Source organism: Myxococcus sp. AM011 (assembly GCF_013372595.1).
GTDB classification, from domain to species: Bacteria; Myxococcota; Myxococcia; order Myxococcales; family Myxococcaceae; genus Myxococcus; species Myxococcus eversor.
This window is the reverse complement of the sequence record NZ_JABXEM010000029.1, coordinates 1-16,059: the sequence shown is the minus strand read 5'-3', so window position 1 is coordinate 16,059 and position 16,059 is coordinate 1. Positions and strand designations below refer to the sequence as shown.

At 69.9% G+C, this 16,059-nt stretch carries 11 protein-coding genes; 2 read left to right on the top strand and 9 right to left on the bottom strand.

All coding sequences use genetic code 11. The annotated features are described in order from the left end of the window. Window positions 1-2: 2 nt before the first annotated feature. From HUW62_RS08465 to HUW62_RS08440, 6 genes are all read right to left on the bottom strand, one after another. A complete protein-coding gene (locus HUW62_RS08465; protein ID WP_176434121.1) occupies window positions 3-1,142 on the bottom strand; it encodes a methanobactin export MATE transporter MbnM in 1,140 nt (379 codons plus the stop codon). Window positions 1,143-1,172: 30 nt separating this feature from the next. Further along, on the bottom strand, window positions 1,173-2,033 hold the full coding sequence (locus tag HUW62_RS08460; protein WP_176434120.1) for an MbnP family copper-binding protein: 861 nt from the start codon (window positions 2,031-2,033) through the stop codon (window positions 1,173-1,175). Window positions 2,034-2,273: 240 nt separating this feature from the next. Then, on the bottom strand, window positions 2,274-3,260 hold the full coding sequence (locus HUW62_RS08455) for a hypothetical protein (RefSeq protein ID WP_163869970.1): 987 nt from the start codon (window positions 3,258-3,260) through the stop codon (window positions 2,274-2,276). 221 nt (window positions 3,261-3,481) lie between these two features. Beyond that, window positions 3,482-5,344 carry a PAS domain-containing protein gene (locus tag HUW62_RS48575; protein ID WP_240357068.1) on the bottom strand — a complete coding sequence of 621 codons (1,863 nt, stop codon included), beginning with the start codon at window positions 5,342-5,344 and terminating at the stop codon, window positions 3,482-3,484. Between the two features lie 336 nt (window positions 5,345-5,680). Next, window positions 5,681-7,447 (bottom strand): hybrid sensor histidine kinase/response regulator, encoded by a 1,767-nt coding sequence (locus tag HUW62_RS08445; RefSeq protein WP_176434119.1) that lies wholly within the window; start codon window positions 7,445-7,447, stop codon window positions 5,681-5,683. A 209-nt stretch (window positions 7,448-7,656) separates the two neighbouring features. Further along, window positions 7,657-10,419, bottom strand: coding sequence for a TonB-dependent receptor (locus HUW62_RS08440; RefSeq protein ID WP_176434144.1), 2,763 nt, complete (start codon window positions 10,417-10,419; stop codon window positions 7,657-7,659). Window positions 10,420-10,710: 291 nt separating this feature from the next. Here HUW62_RS08440 and HUW62_RS08435 point away from each other — a divergent pair, with 291 nt between their 5' ends. Together HUW62_RS08435 and HUW62_RS08430 are read left to right on the top strand one after the other, a co-directional pair. Continuing rightward, window positions 10,711-10,881, top strand: a complete 171-nt coding sequence (locus tag HUW62_RS08435; RefSeq protein WP_176434118.1) for a hypothetical protein — start codon at window positions 10,711-10,713, stop codon at window positions 10,879-10,881. Further along, window positions 10,878-11,126: a hypothetical protein gene (locus HUW62_RS08430; RefSeq protein ID WP_163869967.1), complete on the top strand. Its 249-nt coding sequence runs from the start codon at window positions 10,878-10,880 to the stop codon at window positions 11,124-11,126. Before HUW62_RS08435 ends, HUW62_RS08430 begins: the two co-directional genes overlap by 4 nt. Window positions 11,127-11,178: 52 nt before the next feature. Here HUW62_RS08430 and HUW62_RS08425 read toward each other — a convergent pair whose 3' ends face one another. The 3 genes from HUW62_RS08425 to HUW62_RS08410 form a co-directional block, all read right to left on the bottom strand. Beyond that, complete coding sequence (locus HUW62_RS08425) at window positions 11,179-14,370, bottom strand: tetratricopeptide repeat protein (RefSeq protein WP_368670368.1); 3,192 nt, start codon at window positions 14,368-14,370, stop codon at window positions 11,179-11,181. Further along, window positions 14,367-15,263 carry a transcriptional regulator gene (locus HUW62_RS08415; RefSeq protein ID WP_176434117.1) on the bottom strand — a complete coding sequence of 299 codons (897 nt, stop codon included), beginning with the start codon at window positions 15,261-15,263 and terminating at the stop codon, window positions 14,367-14,369. The genes HUW62_RS08425 and HUW62_RS08415 overlap by 4 nt, the downstream gene beginning before the upstream one ends. A gap of 162 nt (window positions 15,264-15,425) precedes the next feature. Then, a complete protein-coding gene (locus tag HUW62_RS08410; RefSeq protein ID WP_338041967.1) occupies window positions 15,426-15,893 on the bottom strand; it encodes a helix-turn-helix transcriptional regulator in 468 nt (155 codons plus the stop codon). Window positions 15,894-16,059: the final 166 nt, after the last annotated feature.

The window sequence follows — 16,059 nt, the reverse complement described above, 5'->3', positions numbered from 1 at the left end:
TCTCACTCCCACGGGTTCGAGTACCGCGCGTCGCGCGTGAACTCCACGTCCGTGAGGCTCTTCAGGAACGCGATGAGGTCCGCGCGCTCCGACTCCGTCAGCTCGAACGGCCGCACCAACGGGTCCTTGTTCGGGTTCGCCCGGCCATCTCCCGTGAACGGCCCCTCCGTCACGTTGCGCCCACCGGCCATGTAGTGGTCGAGGACCGCCTCCAGCGTGGCGATGCTGCCGTCGTGCATGTACGGCGCCGTCAGCTCCACGTTGCGCAGCTGCGGCACGCGGAAGCGGCCCTGGTCCTCCACCCGCTGGGTGAACTCGAACAGGCCCGGGTTGTCCAACGGGTACGCGCCCCGCCCATCCAAGTCGTACAGCCCCGTGTTGAAGAACTGCATGTTCGGCAGCACCGAGTCCTTCGAACGGAACGAGTTCGAGAGATGCCTCCCACTGTGACAGTGGTAGCACTCCGCGCGCTCCCCGAAGAACAGCTCCATGCCCCGCCGCGCCTCGGGCGTCAGCGCCTCCCGCTCGCCCCGCAGATAGCGGTCATACGGCGAGCTGCCCGACAACAGCGTGCGCTGGAACGACGCCAGCGCCTTCACCACCGTCTCGCGGTCCACCAGCTCCGCCTTGCCGGGATACGCCTCGCGGAACAGCTCCTGATACTTCACATCGTCCCTCAGCCGCTGGAAGACCTCCTCCAGCCGGGGCGTCACGCCCATCTCCGTGGGGAACTCGTTGAACAGCGGCACCAGCGCCTGGGACTCCAGCGTCTCCAGCAGCGGGTTCGCCCAGGTGTACGTGGCCAGGTACGCCACGTTGGCCAGCCCTGGCGAGTTGCGCGCGACGTGGTCTCCCGTGGAGCCCCGGGGCGTCGGCTTGCCATCCGAGAACGCCCGCGCCTGCTCGTGGCAGCTCACACACGCCATGGTGCCGTTGCCCGACAGCCTCTTGTCGTGGAACAGGTGGCGCCCCAGCTCCACCTTCGCGTCCGACATGGGGTTGTCCGCCGGAACGAAGGGCTCCGGAAAGCCCACCGGCAACTTCCACGCATAGGGCGCGGGAGGCGGCGCGCCTTCCTCGCCGCCACACCCCACCAGCATCAGCGCGCCCAACGCGGCGCCCACCTTCCATGCGTGGAACATCCTGGCACTCCTCATGTCACCCGCCAGAGGTCAGCGGACCCGGAAGAACGTCGTCGGCAGCGCCTTGGGGCTGCCATCCGCGGCCAGGCCGAACTGCGAGAAGAGCACCGGGCACTCCGGGTCGCTCGCGCCCGACATGCACCCCGGCATCATGTCCGTCGTTCCGTTCGGGACGCGATTCACGTCCAGCTCCGAGTACAGCCCCGCCAGGTCCAGGACGACGTGGTTCTCTTCCGGGTCGAAGCCCGCCAGGGTGATGGTCGCCTGGTTGTCCGCCGTGCAGGTGAAGCCGTCCGGCACCGAGCCCCGACACCCCGAGGCCCCCATGTGGAAGTAGAAGCTCTCGTTCGCCTGGGAGCGGATGTCCAGGGCCACGAACTTGTAGCCACCCTGCCAGCTCCACCACATGGGCGCCACGTTCAGCGGCGCGCGCTCGGCCTCCGCGTCCAGGTGGTTCAGCTCCGGCGGCAGGCCGACCTTGAACTCCAGGCCCGTGTAGTCGTCGTGCTCCGGCGCCGTGCCCACCACCTCGCGGTGCATGTCCGGGCTGCCCGTGGTGCACGCCCCGGTGCCATCCTCGAAGTCCAGCAAGGCAATCGCGTCCCGCTGCCACGTCCCATCCTGCGCCAGCGTCAGCGCGTGGCGCTCGCCATTGGCGCGCACCAGGGTGACGTCACGCAGGTACATCTTGAAGTCGAGCAGCTCGATGACGCCGCGCGACGTGCCGATATCCGGGTAGGTGGTCCCACACCGCAGGGCCTCCTGCCGCACCTGGGGACTGAAGCGGACGGTGTAGCTCTTGTCGCTCTTCTTCTCGTCGTCACCACAGCCCTGCGCGAGCAGGAGGACAGGCACGAGGGCCCAGGACGCGGGCTTCCAGACGGCGTTCATCGAATCGACCTCCACGGGGCGGATGCGAGGAGCGCACCGCGACGGACTGAAGTCTATCAACCCCGAGAGCAAACACCGTATGGCATGTTGTCGCGGCGGGAATGAACGTCCGCCCCCAGGGTGCTTCGGGGCGGGAACGCCTGCGACTTCCGGACATATCGCCGCCGGAGGAGCTCCGGCCAGCCCTTCATGGACCCACGCGGCGGAGGGAGCCGCGGGTCCGAAGTCCGCTTGCTTCCCCTACTGGCAGGCGCCGCAGTCCGCCGCGCAGCTGTTCGCGGTGACACCCGTGCCGCACTTCTCCGAAATCTGGCAGACGCCGTCGCCGCACTGGTAGATGTCCTGGGGACGGATGCGGGTATTGATGGGGCGGTACACCTTCCCGTTGAACGTGCAGCTCTTGTACGACGTCCGCGACGCATCCAGCTGGCAGTAGTCCAGGCAGGAGCCCACGTGCGTAATCGCGGGCGCGCACGCGGAGTCGCCACTCCACGACGACAGGCCGCAGGTGCGCACCGTGCTCTGGTCATAGGCCAGGTAGCTGGTGTCGTTGGCCGCGAAGAGGCCCTCGTTGTTGAAGAGGTTGCCGAAGAAGCACGCCTCCTTCTGGCTGAACAGCTGCATCTCCTCCGTGCTGGAGGGAATCGCCACGTTCGTCGCGCCCTTGCCCAGCACGGAGATGTTCACGTGCACGCCGAACTTGTTCGCGTGCGCCGCCAGACACGCGGACACCACCTGCTGCTCCGCCACCGTCGCCGGCTGCGGCTGCGAGCCCGACGCGCTCCCCGTCCACCCCGGCGCCAGCCCCAACGCGCCGGGCCATGAGTACGTCGTTCCGCCATGGGTGTACGTCAGGGATTGATTTGAAGACAATGCACAGCGGGCGACATACCGCATCAGCATTTCCGCCTCGGCTGGATTGGCGGTGAACCATGTATTGAACACCCCATTCGTGCTCAACCCGTTCGTGCTCAACCCGTTCGTCGACAGGCCATTCGTGCTCAACCCGTTCGTCGACAAACCGTTCGTGCTCAGCCCGTTCGTCGACAAGCCATTCATCGACACCAGGCCGTCTTCGTGGGCGCCCAGGGACTCGCTCGGCTCGCCCCCTCCCAGCCCCGCCGGGCCGCATCCGATGGTGATGCTCAGGAGCGCGGGCAACCCCCACGCGGTCAATTCACGAAGGAAGGACGGACGGGACTCGAAACGGCTGAAGCACTGGCGCATGTGACTGTCTCCGCGTTGGGGGTGACCGCGCGGTTTCTCGCGGCCAAGACAACGGGTAGTGCTTCCCGCCCAGGGCGACAGGTGTACTCACGTGCAATTCTTCCGTTGGGGTCGTGCGTCCGACAAGGCTTTCGATAAACGGCTGACGTTTCAGCCGTGTATCGACTCACGGTTGACGCTGATTCACTGTCAGTGACACACCGCGAGACGCCCTTGAAACATCACCGCGGCGCGCGGCGCGCGTCACGCGGGAGCGTCACGGTGAACGTCGTCCCATCCAGCTCGGAGGAACGCACGTCCACGCTGCCACCATGCGCGTGGACAATCTCCCGGACGATGAAGAGCCCGAGTCCCAGCCCCCCCCGGCGTCGGCCCTTCTCGCGCGCGGCGCCGGCCTGACGGAACGGGTCGAACAGGGTGGCCAGTTGCGGCGCGGGGATGGGCGCCCCGGGGTTCGTGACTTCCACCACCTGGCGCGTCTCGTAATCCAGACACCGCAGCAGCACGGGAGCATCCTGGGCGCCGTGCTCCAGCGCGTTACCCACCAGGTTGCTGAGCACCTGGGCCAGCCGGTCCGCGTCCCACAGCCCGTCACAACGGCCGTCCACGTCGAAGGCGATGTAGCGGTCCGGATGGACGGCGGACAGCTCCTCCACCACCTGCTGACACACGGTGGAGAGGTTGGCGGGCGCCACCTGCAAGGGGATGCCCCCGGACAGCCGGGCCCGCGTGAGGTCCAGGATGTCCGATATCATCGTCCCCATCCGCTCCGCGGAGGCTTCGATGCGCTGAGCCATCTGCTGCTGGGTGGAGCTGATGGCGGCGCGGCGGCGCAAGGCCCGGGCGGACAGGGTTATCGCGTTGAGGGGGTTGCGCAAATCGTGGCCCAGAATCCCGATGAAGCGCTCGCGGAACTCCGCCTCCTCCGCCAGCCGCTCCAGCGCGCGCTTGCGCTCGGTGATGTCCATCATCGAGCCAATCATCCGCACCGGCCGGCCCGCCGCGTCACGCGACAGCACGCCCCGGTCCAACACGTGCGCCCAGGTTCCGTCGTTGCGCAGGAAACGGTACTCGGCCTGCCACGCGGCCCGGGTGGACGCCGTGAAGTCGCGCAGGCTGGTGGCCACCGCGTCGCGCTCGTCCGGGTGCAGCCGCTGCGTCCACCAGCCCAGGTCATGGTCCGAGGCGTCGCGTCCATAGCCGAACAGCTCCTCCTGCCCCGCGTCCCACCGCACCCGCCCCGTGGCCAAATCACAATCCCAGAGCACGTCATGCGTGGCGCGCGCGGCCAGCCGGTAGCGCTCCTCCGCCTCCCGCAGCGTGGCCTCCGCCTGCTCGCGCTCCGTGCAGTCCGCCACCACGCCCACCATGCGGTGCGGCCGCTCCCCCTCGTGAAAGCTCTGCCCCACCGCCTCGTACCAATGGGTGGTGCCGTCCAGATGACGGCAGCGGAACTTCAGCGCATAGGCCCCGTCCACGGCCAGCGCCTGCTCGATTCCGCGCGCGACCTTGGGTCGGTCCTCCACCACCACGCAGGACAGGAAGGCCGGCAGCGAGGTGCCCAGCGACGCGGGCGCCTGACCGAAGAACGCCTCCGCGTCCGGGGACCACGTCACCGCGCGCCGCGCCTCCGTCCACTCCCACGCCACCATGCGGGCCTTGGACAGGGCCAGCCGCAGGAGCTCCTCGCGGGCCTGCAAGTCCCTGGCGCCCTCCAGTGCGCCTTCCGCGCGCCGTCGAGCCTCGCGCTCCCGCTCCAAGGTGTCGCGCAGCCCCGCCGCGTCCTCCGGCGACGGCTCCAGAAGCCACAGGGCCAGGCCCTCCGACTCCTTGATGCCCACCACCTGGAAGCACGCCTCCAGCCCGTCCCGGGACAGCCGCAGCGTCGCGGACAGGGGCACGCCGGTGGCCCAGACGCGCACGCACGCCTCCAGCTCCACGCCGCGCATGCCCTGCTGCACCCAGCGAGAGACACAGGAGGGCACGCCCCAGTCATGGACGAAGTGCTCCGCGGCCGCGTTGAGCGACGACCCCTGGAAGTCGAGCACCTCGCCCGCCGGTCCCCGCAGCGCTTCCAAGCGCATGCACGGTGCGGGACTTGCGGCATGGAGCGACCGTGCCAAGGCATTCCCTGGCAACGACGACAGGCTCACCATCGACTTCCCCCCGGCGCCCAGCACCCCGCCAGTCCACGTGCGGAGACTGAGGGGCGGAACGCGCGTTGGCAGAGAGTGCCATGTCCGAGGTGTCGCGAACTTGTCCTCGGGTACAGCGATTCCCGCAGTGCTCACCCGTAAGCACTGTGTGGCGCGCGCCACGTCCCCCGTCCCCACCCGTCTCCGAGAGCAAAGTGCACCCTGGGTGACAACCGCCACTGCCCCACGGGGCAGGAAGGCGTGACTCCCACCCGCCTCCGCGCCTCAGCCCTGGAGCCGGGGCAGGCGCACCGTGAAGGTGGTGCCATCCTCTGGAGAGGACACCACGTCCACGCTGCCGCCATGGCCCCGGACGATGTCCCGGACGATGTAGAGGCCCAGGCCGATGCTGCGGCTGGACTGGCCCTCCTTCAACATGCCCCGCGTCATCGGCTCGAACAGGCGCGACAGGAGCTCGTGGGGGATGGGGTCCCCACCGTTGTAGATGCTGACGAGCGCGTGGCCCGCTTCTCCGAAGGTGCGCAGCCGCACCGGCGCGTCCGGTGGGCTGTAGGCCAGCGCGTTGGAGAGGAGGTTCGTCAGCACCTGGGCGATGCGGTCCGGATCCCACTCCCCTCGCACGTCCGACGCCACGTCCACCTGCACGTGCCGCCCGGGGTGGGCGCCCTGCACCTCGTCCAACACCTGCGTCACCACGTCCCGCAGGTCCGTCGTCTGGCGGTGCAGGGCGATGCCTCCGCCCAGCCGCGCCTTGGTGAAGTCCAGCAGGTCTCGAATCATCCGCGCCGCGCGCTCGCTGGCCTGACCGATGCGCAGCACCGTGCGCCGCTGCATGTCGGACAGCTCGCCCTTCTTCTCCAGGAGCCCCACCGACATGGAGATGGCCGCCAGCGGGTTGCGCAAGTCGTGCGAGACGATGCCCACCAGTTGCTGCTCGAACTCCGCGCGCCTCCGCAGCTCCTCGTGCACGCGGCGCTCCTCGGTGATGAGGCGCACCTGCTCCAGCGCCTGCGCGCACGCGTGCGCCAGCGCGGAGAAGAACGCCCGGTCCATCTCCGTGAAGAGCCGCGCCCGCGCGAAGGACAGGCCAATGGCCCCCAGCGCACGCCCCTTCACCAACAGCGGCAGGGCGATGGCGGACTCGTGGATGCCGTAAGCGTTCAGGTGCGGGTAGCGCCCCTGCCAGTCCTCCAGCGAGCCCAGCCAGATGGGCCGCTGCTCGCGCACCGCCTCCGTGAGCGGCACCGGGTTGGACAATGGAATCCGGCGCCACTTCGCCAGCACCTGCTCGGGGTAGCCCACCGCGTCCACGATTTCGAGCGCGTCCCCTTCGTCATTCAGGAGATTCACCGCGCCCGCCTTCGCGCCCGCGGCCACCAGGCCCTGCTCGAAGAGCGCGCGGCACACCTCGGCCACCGTGCTGGCCTCCGACAGTCGCGCGGTGAAGTCGCGCAGCCGGTCGATGTGGCCCGCCGCGCGGTGCGCCAGTTCGCGCGCCTCCGACTCCTTCTGTCGCAACAGCTCCGCCTGCGCACGCACCTGGTGCTGCGCGCGGAACAGCTCCACGAAGACATTCACCTTCGAGCGCAGCACTTCCGGCGGAAAGGGCTTCTGCAGGAAGTCCACCGCGCCGGTGGAGTAGCCGGTGACGAGCTCCGAGTCGTCGCGTCCGTACGCGGTGAGGAAGATGATGGGGACGTTGCGCGTGCGCTCGCGCTGCTTGATGAGGGAGGCCGTCTCGAAGCCGTTCATCCCCGTCATCCGCACGTCCAGCAGGATGACGGCGTAGTCCTCGCGCAAGAGGAAGCGCAGCGCCTGCTCTCCCGACGAAGCCTTCGTCAGCCGCACGCCGAGCGGCTCGAGGATGGCCTCCAGCGACACCAGGTTGGCGGGGTTGTCGTCCACCAGCAGCACGCCCGGGGCCTCGACGCCCACGGGGACGGTGTTGTCGGAGGAGACGTCCGGAGAGAGCGTGGCACTGGAGCTCCCCTGCGTCCCCGGAGTTCCCCGCCACCGCAACCATTCCGCCATCGTCGCTATCCCTTCGTGGAAACTGGAGTCTTCACCTGGATGTCGGGCGCGGTCCACCTTCGAAGCCTGGGAGTGTCCATCCGGCCCAGGGGCGGGGCCGGCTCCCATCAACACTCCTTCTCCTGGAATCAAACCGTGCTGGCGGTCGGCGTGTCGGGGTCGCTCACGGGGAGGAGTGGCAAGCGTGCGCTATCCATCACTCCCCGGGTTCAGTATCGCCCCTTCACGCCCAGGATGGGCAGGACGATGGGCAGGCCCACGGCCTCCTTGGACAGCGGTCGCCCGCTCCCTCCGTCGTACTCGAAGCTCACCGTCTCCTGACTGATGGTGACATTGAGCATGTCCAGGTACGCCTCCAGGCTGAAGGTCTCATACACCCACGACTTGGACAGGCGCACGTCGAAGCGGAAGAACGGCGGCAGCCGGTCAACGGAGTCCCGATCCACCTTCACCCACGAGGGACGGCCGGAGCTGTCGCGGCCCGCGCGGTGTGTCTGCGTGCCCAGCGTCCCGTACTCGGGGCGGCCGGTGTTGAAGTGCAGCACGCCGCCCAGGGTGACGCTGTTGGAGAACTTGTAGCTGAGCACCAGGTTGAGCACGTGCGACTGGTCGAAGGCGAAGGGCAGGTCCGCCTGCGCCTCGCCCAGCACGTTGCCCTCCAGGTCGTACCGGTAGAAGCGCGTGCGCCGGACGCTGCGCTGCAACGTGTACGAGAGCCAGCCGAACCAGTTGTCGCCCAGCGGGTGGCGGATGAGCAGCTCCAGGCCGTACGCGAGGCCCTGGCTGGTGAAGTCGGGGAAGTTGATGTCGTCGCGGTCCGGGATGCCCGGGTCCTGGTCCGGGGTGGGAAACGGGTCCGGGTCATCCACCAGGCCCTCGTCGGAGAAGGGCGTCAGTTCAATCGTCCGCACCAGCGGGTTGACGTAGACGTCCATGCCCAGCTCCAGGCCGGTGAAGGCCTTCCACTCGGCGCCGAGCGAGAACTGCGCTCCCTCCTGGAGTCCCAGAATCAGGCTCCCCACGTCCACCACCGGCAGGCTGATGAGGGACGTGGGCGGCTGGTGGAAGAGGCCCGCGGAGCCCTTGAGGACGAGCGAGTCGGTGAGCTGGTGGCGCAGCGTGAGGCGCGGCTCCAGCGCGGTGCGGTCGATGCCCGGGGACAGGTGGTAGTTGTCCACGCGCAGGCCCGGCACCACGGACCACTTGGGCGTGGGCTGCCACACCAGTTCCGCCCACGCGCCCAGGAAGGTGGCCAGCGCCACCGGGGCGAACTCGGCCGTCTCCTCATCCGGGTTCAGCTCGTAGAAGTCGACGATGGCGCGCTTGTGGTCCACGTCGCCGCCCAGGCGCAGCGTGACTTTCGAGTCCAACGGCGCGGTGTAGTTCAGGCGCGCGGCCCAGGTGCCCTGGTCGATGAAGACGGACGTCGCGTCGCTCGGCGGAGTGCTGCTGGTGACGGCGAAGCGGTCCAGTCCCCACGTCACGCCGATTTCGAACTCGCCGCCGGCCAGCGGGTGTCGGTGCCGCAGGTCCACGCGGTGGAAGATGATGGACTGCAGCGCGGTGTCGCCGAACTCGTCCTGCGCCTCGGAGCCGAACGTGTCCGACGAGCCGAAGGCGAACAGCCGCAGCTTGCCCTGGCCCACGTCCTGCTCGACGCGGAGCTGGTAGTCCCAGAAGTCGAGGACGACCTGCGGGTTGACGCGGCCCGGCGACGGCGGGTCCTGGAGCTTGTTGGCCGCGAGCGCGATGAGCCACGGCGTATAGGAGTAGCGCCCCGCGAGGCTGACGTTGGTGCCGGTGGAGACGAACGGCGTCTCCAGGAAGAAGCCCGCGTTGATGAGGTCCGCGTACGCACTGCCGTGGACGCGGTCATCTCTCGGCCTGCTGAGCCGGCCTTCAATCGCGCCGCCCAACAAGCGCCCGTAGCGCGGCGGCGGCGAGCCCGGGAAGAAGTCGATGGAGTCGATGAAGTCCGGGTGGATGACGGCCGGACCGAGGAACAGGTGGAAGAGGATGGGGACGCGGATGCCATCCAGGAAGTAGCCGGTGGCCGCGGGCTGGCTGCCTCGCACCACGGGGTACGCCACGCCGGACAACATGCTGCCCACGCCGGGCAACAGCATGATGACGCGGAACGGGTCGCCCATGGTGCCGGGCACCTCGCGCAGCTCCGCGTCGTGCAGCGTGACGCGGCTGACCTCGGTGCGCTCGCGGTCTCCGCGCACCACCGTCTCGTACGGGTTGATGACGAGCGGCTCCAGCCCGTACACCACCTCCAGCGCCTCCTGCTCCCGGAGCGCCTCGCGGAAGAGGCCGGGCTTGTGGCCGGGAGCCGAGATGCGGACGCGGTGTCCTCCCGAGGGCCAGCGCGCCTCGAAGCGGCCGTCGGTGTCCGTCTGCACCGGCGCATCCGGCGCGCTCTCCGACACCAGCGTGGCGCCGACGACGGGACGTCGGTTGCCCTTGGTGCGCACCAGGCCGCGCAGGGTGACGGGGGCCTCGGGGCGCGCGTCCTCGGCGACGACGGGCGCCTCGAAGCGGTACTCGAAGGCGAGGCGCACCGGCACCGGCTTCCCATCCACGGTGGCCGGCATGAAGCGCAGCGACGGCGCGGCGTGCAGCGCGGCCTCGTTCAACAGCGGGTGGACGCCCTGCACCAGCGTGGCGGACTCCACCTCGCCCGCGTCGTCGACCAGCAGCTCCAGGCGGACGACGCCCGACACGCGCTCCGAGGCGAGCTTGGGCGGATAGGGCGCGGGAGAGTCCTGCGTCAGCGCGGGAGGGATGAAGACGGACTCGACCACGCCACCATCCGGCGTCGCGACGTCCACGGCCCAGCCCGCGTCCGTGCGCGCCAGGCCCACCTCCTCGGCCACGCCCGCGTCCGTGCTCCCCGCGTCCGACGGTGACGGGGCCTGCGCATGGGAGGGGAGCACCGGCACGAGCAGCGCCAGCAGCCACACCGCCATGCACGCGCGCGGGCCGAGTCCTCCGCGTCGCCTTCCCCGAATCGTTTCCGTCACGTCTGTTCCCGAGGGCCCCTGGCTCGCATGAGGCCAGGGACGGAGCGGAGTGACAAGCATCCCTCCGGCGAAGTCGTCACCCGCAGAGCAGAAGCAACCGCGAAACCTTCGGCTCCGTCCCGGGTTGGACGGAGCGCATCCACCGCGTCACACACCCGACACGGGGCTTGTCCCCGAGGGAGGGAGGACATGCGCACGGGGGCTCACCAAGTTCCCCGCACTCCGGAGCCCCGCGTCATGAGTCTTTGTCTGTCCCCGTCCTGGTGCCGGCTGGCGTCCATCCCCACGCCGCCGTCCTCGTCCCTGTCTCTCGCTGCCTGCCTGCTCCCCCTGGCTCCGCCGACGTGCTCGGTGGGGGACGTGGTGACCGCTGGGACGTGGATTGTCGTCGGGGAGGGCGTGGGATGATCGCCCCTCCGACCATCCATGTGGTGCGCGCTCGCCTGCTTCAGTTGCTCTTCGGACTGCTGCTCGTCGTGCTGGCCGCGCTGAGCTTCATCCCCTCCGTGGAGGCGTCCCAGCAGGACACGCTCACGGCTGAACAGACGGTGGGGCCGCGCGATGACGCGGAGCGCCTGAGGGAACCCGCGAGGCCCGGGGCGATGGGCCCCGAGCGCTGCCCTCCCGACACGCTCTGCCTGCCGAGCCGCTGAACACCGGGACTGGACGCACCAGGGCTCGCTCTTGGGCGACCCTGGGATTCGATCAGTGCATTGCCTGTCGACAGTGCCCCAACTCGGCCCGCGCCTCCGCCGTCTCCTGGGCGTAGGCCTTGCTCCACGGAGCCAGCTCCTCCCAGGCACGGTGCGCCTCCGCGCAGGCCTCTTGCGTCGCGCCCGTCAACCGGAGCGCTCGCGCGAGCCGACGACGAACTCTCGGAACTCGCGCGGAGCTCACCTGCCGGGCCGTGAGCACCTCCAGCGCGGTGCGCAGCGGCGCCAGGGCCTCGGCGGGTTGACCTCGCGCGAGCTGGACGTCTCCCAGGAGGAGCAGCGCCTCGATTCGCTCGGACGATGAGGGGCCCAAATCGCGCTCCATGCTCGCGAGCGCCTGATCCACGTGACGCCGCGCCTCGTCCACCTTCCCGAGGAAGAGTTGGGCATCCGCCAGGGAGCGCAGTCCCGCGCCATCCATCTCGCCCTTGGCGAGCAGCGGCTCCTGGAGCGCGACGCCGCGCGCGTGGAAGCCTCGCGCCTCATCCGGACGCCCCAAGAGGCGCAGCAGCCTGCCCACCTCGTGGACATCGAGGGCCACCTCCGGGTGTGAAGCGCCATAGACGCGCTCGCGATGCGCGAGGACGCGTCGGACATGCTCCAGCTCCAGCGGACGCTCGCCCTGCTCTCCCAGGACACCGAGCCGGTTGGACGCCATCCCCATCAGCACCGGGCTGTCGGCGGCCACGCTCTTGCGCGCCACGGCCCAGCTGCCCTCCGCGGCCTCTCGCGCCTGGGCTCCATGTCCCCACTCGAAGTAGACGAGGGCCAGGTTGGACAAGGTCCGCGCTACGGACAGGTTCTCCTCGCCCAGCGTCTTGCGGAGGATGGTGAGCGCGCGCTGGAGGACGGCCTCGGCCCTCGACAGCTCGCCCAGGAGGGCCAGCGTGCCTCCCAGGTTCGCGAGGGCCCGTCCCGTGTCCCGGTGCGCCGGACCGAAGTGCTCCTCATGCAGCCGCAGCGCCTCCTCCTGCCAGCGCTTCGCCTCCAAGAGGCGCCCCTGTTGCCGCGCGAGCAGGCCCAGCCGGCCGCTCAGCTCCGCGCGCGCGTGCGTCTGTCCGCGCGTGGTGGCGGTCTCCAGCGAGGCACGCAGCAGCGGCTCCGACTCCGAGAAGCGGCCCTCCTGCTCCAGCAACTCCGCCTGCACGTGGTCCAGCATCGTATCCAGCTCGGCGTCTCGCAGCGTCTCCGCCACGGCCCGTGCTCGCTGGAGGAAGGGCCACGCCTCCGGGGTGCGCCCCAGGCCGTACCCGTGCAGCCAGGCCTGGGACTTCAGCACCCGCGCGAGCACGCCCAGGTGTCGCCCCGCCTCGGCCGCCAGCGAGCCCTGGGCCAGTGATGCGCGCGCGTCCTCGAACGCACCCGCGTCCTCCTGCAACAGCGCGCAGAGCTGATGCGCCTCCGCCTCCAGGGGTCGATGCCGCGTGGCGAGGGCGCGCGCTCGAGCGGGCAGTGCGATGCGCAGCGCCTCCGAGGTGTGGCCCGCGAGCAGCTCCGCGTTGGCCCGGGCCAGCTCGGCGCGTACCGCGTCCACCTCCGTGCGCACCGTCGGGTCTTCTGGTGGAGACACGGCCTCCTGCAACGTGCGCACGTCCCCGCAGCGGCCCACGCCACCGAGAGAGGCCCCCAGCCTGAAGCCCCGCTCCACCGTCCGCGCGTCCGCGCCCTGCAGCGCCACCGTCAGTCGCGACAGTTCTCCCAGCCGCTGGTCCAGGCACGTCATGCGCAGGCCCATCGCTGCTTCCGACTGTTCGCCGAAGACGCGCGTCGCTTCGCACGCGGACTGATGCGCGTGCGTCCAGTCCCGCGTCCACCGCTCCAATGAGGAGGCCACGGCCTGGAACGAGGCCTCGGCCAACGGGTCCTCCGTTCTCAAGAAGGCCAGATGCGTGGACTCGCGCACGGACTCGTCCCAGATGCCTGCGAGGTGCCTCTCGCTGCCCTGACAGGCCTCGCTCGGTGTGGCCGAGGAAGGGCTGAACACGAGGAACCCCAGACCCACCAGTCCTCCCGCGAGCACCGCCGCCACGGCGCTGCGCTTCCAGGCGCTTGATTCTCGCGAGAGGCGGGAGCGCAGCACCTGCATGGACTCGAAGCGCCGCGACGGGTCCGCGTGGAGTCCTCGTCGGACGACGGCCTTGAGCCACGAGGGCACGCTCCGTTTCTCGGGACGCACCTCCTGGCGCAGCATGGACGCGAGCAACTCCTCGCTCGTGGCGCCCGCGAAGGGCCGCTGTCCGTTGAGCGCCTCGTACAGTGCGACGCAGAAGGCGAACTGGTCCGAACGCGCATCACCGCGCGCTCCTTGAAGCTGCTCTGGCGCCGCATACGCGGGCGTCCCCAGGAACACTCCGGTGACGGTGAGTGGCCCCGTGCCGGGGACGAGTGGCTCTGCTTCTCGTGACGGCTCCCGTGTCGCCGCGCTGGTCGGGCTGACGTCGGTGATGCGCACTTCGCCCCGTGACGGCTCTCCTGTCGTTGCGTTGGCCGGGCCAACGTCGATGATGCGCACCTCCCCCAGTGACGGCTCCAGCACCGCCGCGTTGGCCAGACCGAAGTCGGTGATGCGCACCTGACCGTCGCGCGTCAGCAGGACATTGTCGGGCTTGAAGTCGCGGTGGCTGATGCCCAGCGCATGGGTGGCCGCCAGCCCGTCCGCCGCCTGGATGAAGCGCGCGAGGATTTCCCGGCGCGTGCGCGGCCTCTCCAACAACCACCGCCGCAGCGTGCCTCCCTCCACCAACTCCATCACCAGGAAGAGTTGCCCCTGGAACTCGCCCACGTCATGAAGGTGGGCCACGTGCGGATGCGACAGCCGCGCCATCGTGCGCGCCTCGCGCTCCAGTCGCTGACGCGCTTGAGTGAGCGAGCCCTCCCCGAGCCGCGCGAGGTTCAGCAGCTTGAGCGCCACCTTGCGGTCCAGCTCCGGGTCATACGCCGCATGGACGCGCCCCATGCCTCCTTCACCGAGCAGCCCCAGCACGATGTAGCGCCCCACGCGCGCGCCCGTGACGAGCAGCCCCGCGTCGACCCTCGGTGACGGCGCCTGGAACCCGCCCAGCACCGCGAGCACACTTCGACACTCCGAGCAGCCGGAGACATGCTTGCGCACGGCTTCGGTGCCCTCGGAGTCCAGCCCGCCGCTCGCATATCCCGAGAGCGTGTTCTCGTCCGGGCAGCTCACTCGCGCGCCGCCAGCAGTCCCGAGAGGCTCAAATCCAACCGTCCATGGATGGCGCGCATCAGGCTGTCCACTTCCGGCTCGGGCAGTGCCAACCGCTCGGAGAGCGCGCGGCGCGTCCGCTTCTCCAGCAGCGCCTGTACCGAGGAGAGCCGACGCGACAGGGTGGACTTGTGCAGGCCGAACAGCGCGCCCATCCGCCCCAGCGAGAGACGCTCCACGAAGTGCAGTCGCAACAACTCCCGGTCCTCATCATCCAGCGAGGCCACTGCGCGGATGAAGGCCGCGCGCACGTGTCCCCGCGCCTCCTCTCGGACGAAGCCCAGCTCCAGCCCTCCCGGCGAGGGGTGCGCGGCGAGCACCTCGGCATCGACCAGGGACTCTTCTCCTTGCGCCTTGCGCATCCTCAACGCGAGCCGCACCGCGGAGACACTCACCCAGTGCAGCAGCGGGCCCACGCCCGCGTAACCCAGCAGCCGCGAGGGCGCGTCCGCGCGAGGCATCAAGAGGTTCGCCCGGAGCACCTGCAGCACCTCGTCCACGAACACTGGAGAGGGATGGATGCGAGACAGCGGAACGCGCAGCGCGAGGAGGACCTCCTGCTCCAGGAGCGCGGTGGCCGCCGGCAGTCCCTCGGCGCAGGCGAGCGCGAGCGCGAAATCCCGCGCATGCAGTCGCTCCAACGCGAGCACCGGGTCCCCCGCCCGCGAGAGCCAGGCCCCCAGGTGTCGAGCGAAGGCACGCGGCTCGGGCGCGGCGGCGGAGAGCGAAGCGGCCTGGGTGAAGGCCCGCTCCACGGACTCCCTGGCTCCCGGAGCGTCGCGCAGGCGGGCGGAGGACGACTCGCCCGCGGACCGCAACACCCACTCGAAGGACTCGGAGTCAGCCCCATGCATCCCAAAGCGCTCCCGACCTCGAGCCCGCGATTGCCGGGGCCAGGGCCACGCTCATGCATCTACCACGAAGGCCCACGCGCACTGAACGCCGCGAAGACGTCGCGCGAGGTGACGCCCGCCTGCTCGGGCTCGCTTGGGTTCGCTCGGGCTCCGAAGACGCGTTCAGCGCTGGGGGAGGATGGCCGAGGCCACCTGGTTCACCAGCTTGAGCTGACCGCGCGACATGCGACGCAGCGTGCGCATGAGGCGGCGCATCTCAGGCAGGTGGTCCTTGTCCCGCGAGTCCTCCTCCCACAGCGCGGCCCCCACCGACGCCGCGGTGACGAGCCCCAACCCCACGTCCGCCGACAGGCGCAGCGCCAGGCACAGCCGGAACAGCGTCGGCACGCTGGGCATCATCTTCCCGCGCTCCATCCGCCCATAGACTTCCGCGGCGATGCCGATGCGCTCGGCCACATCCGCCTGCGTCAGCCCCGCGCGCATCCGCGCCGACCGCGCCTCCTCGCCCACGCTCACCGCCAGGCGACGCTCCAGTTGTTGACGCGACTGCCGGGCGCGGTCGCTCGGCCGTCCCAGGCGTCCTCGGGGCGACTTGCGGGTGGAGGCGAAACCTTCAGGGTGGGTCTTCACCGCGTCAACCTTATGAGTACGGGCCGAGGCCCCGGCCCACACAGGCACAGGCCGTCCTCGGACGCGTGTCCGACAGGACTTATAACCCAGCAAGTCATCAGGCGAAATACCGATATGGCGGGTAGTCTCCCAGTCGCCGCCAGACCCGCCGCCCACCCGTCACGCC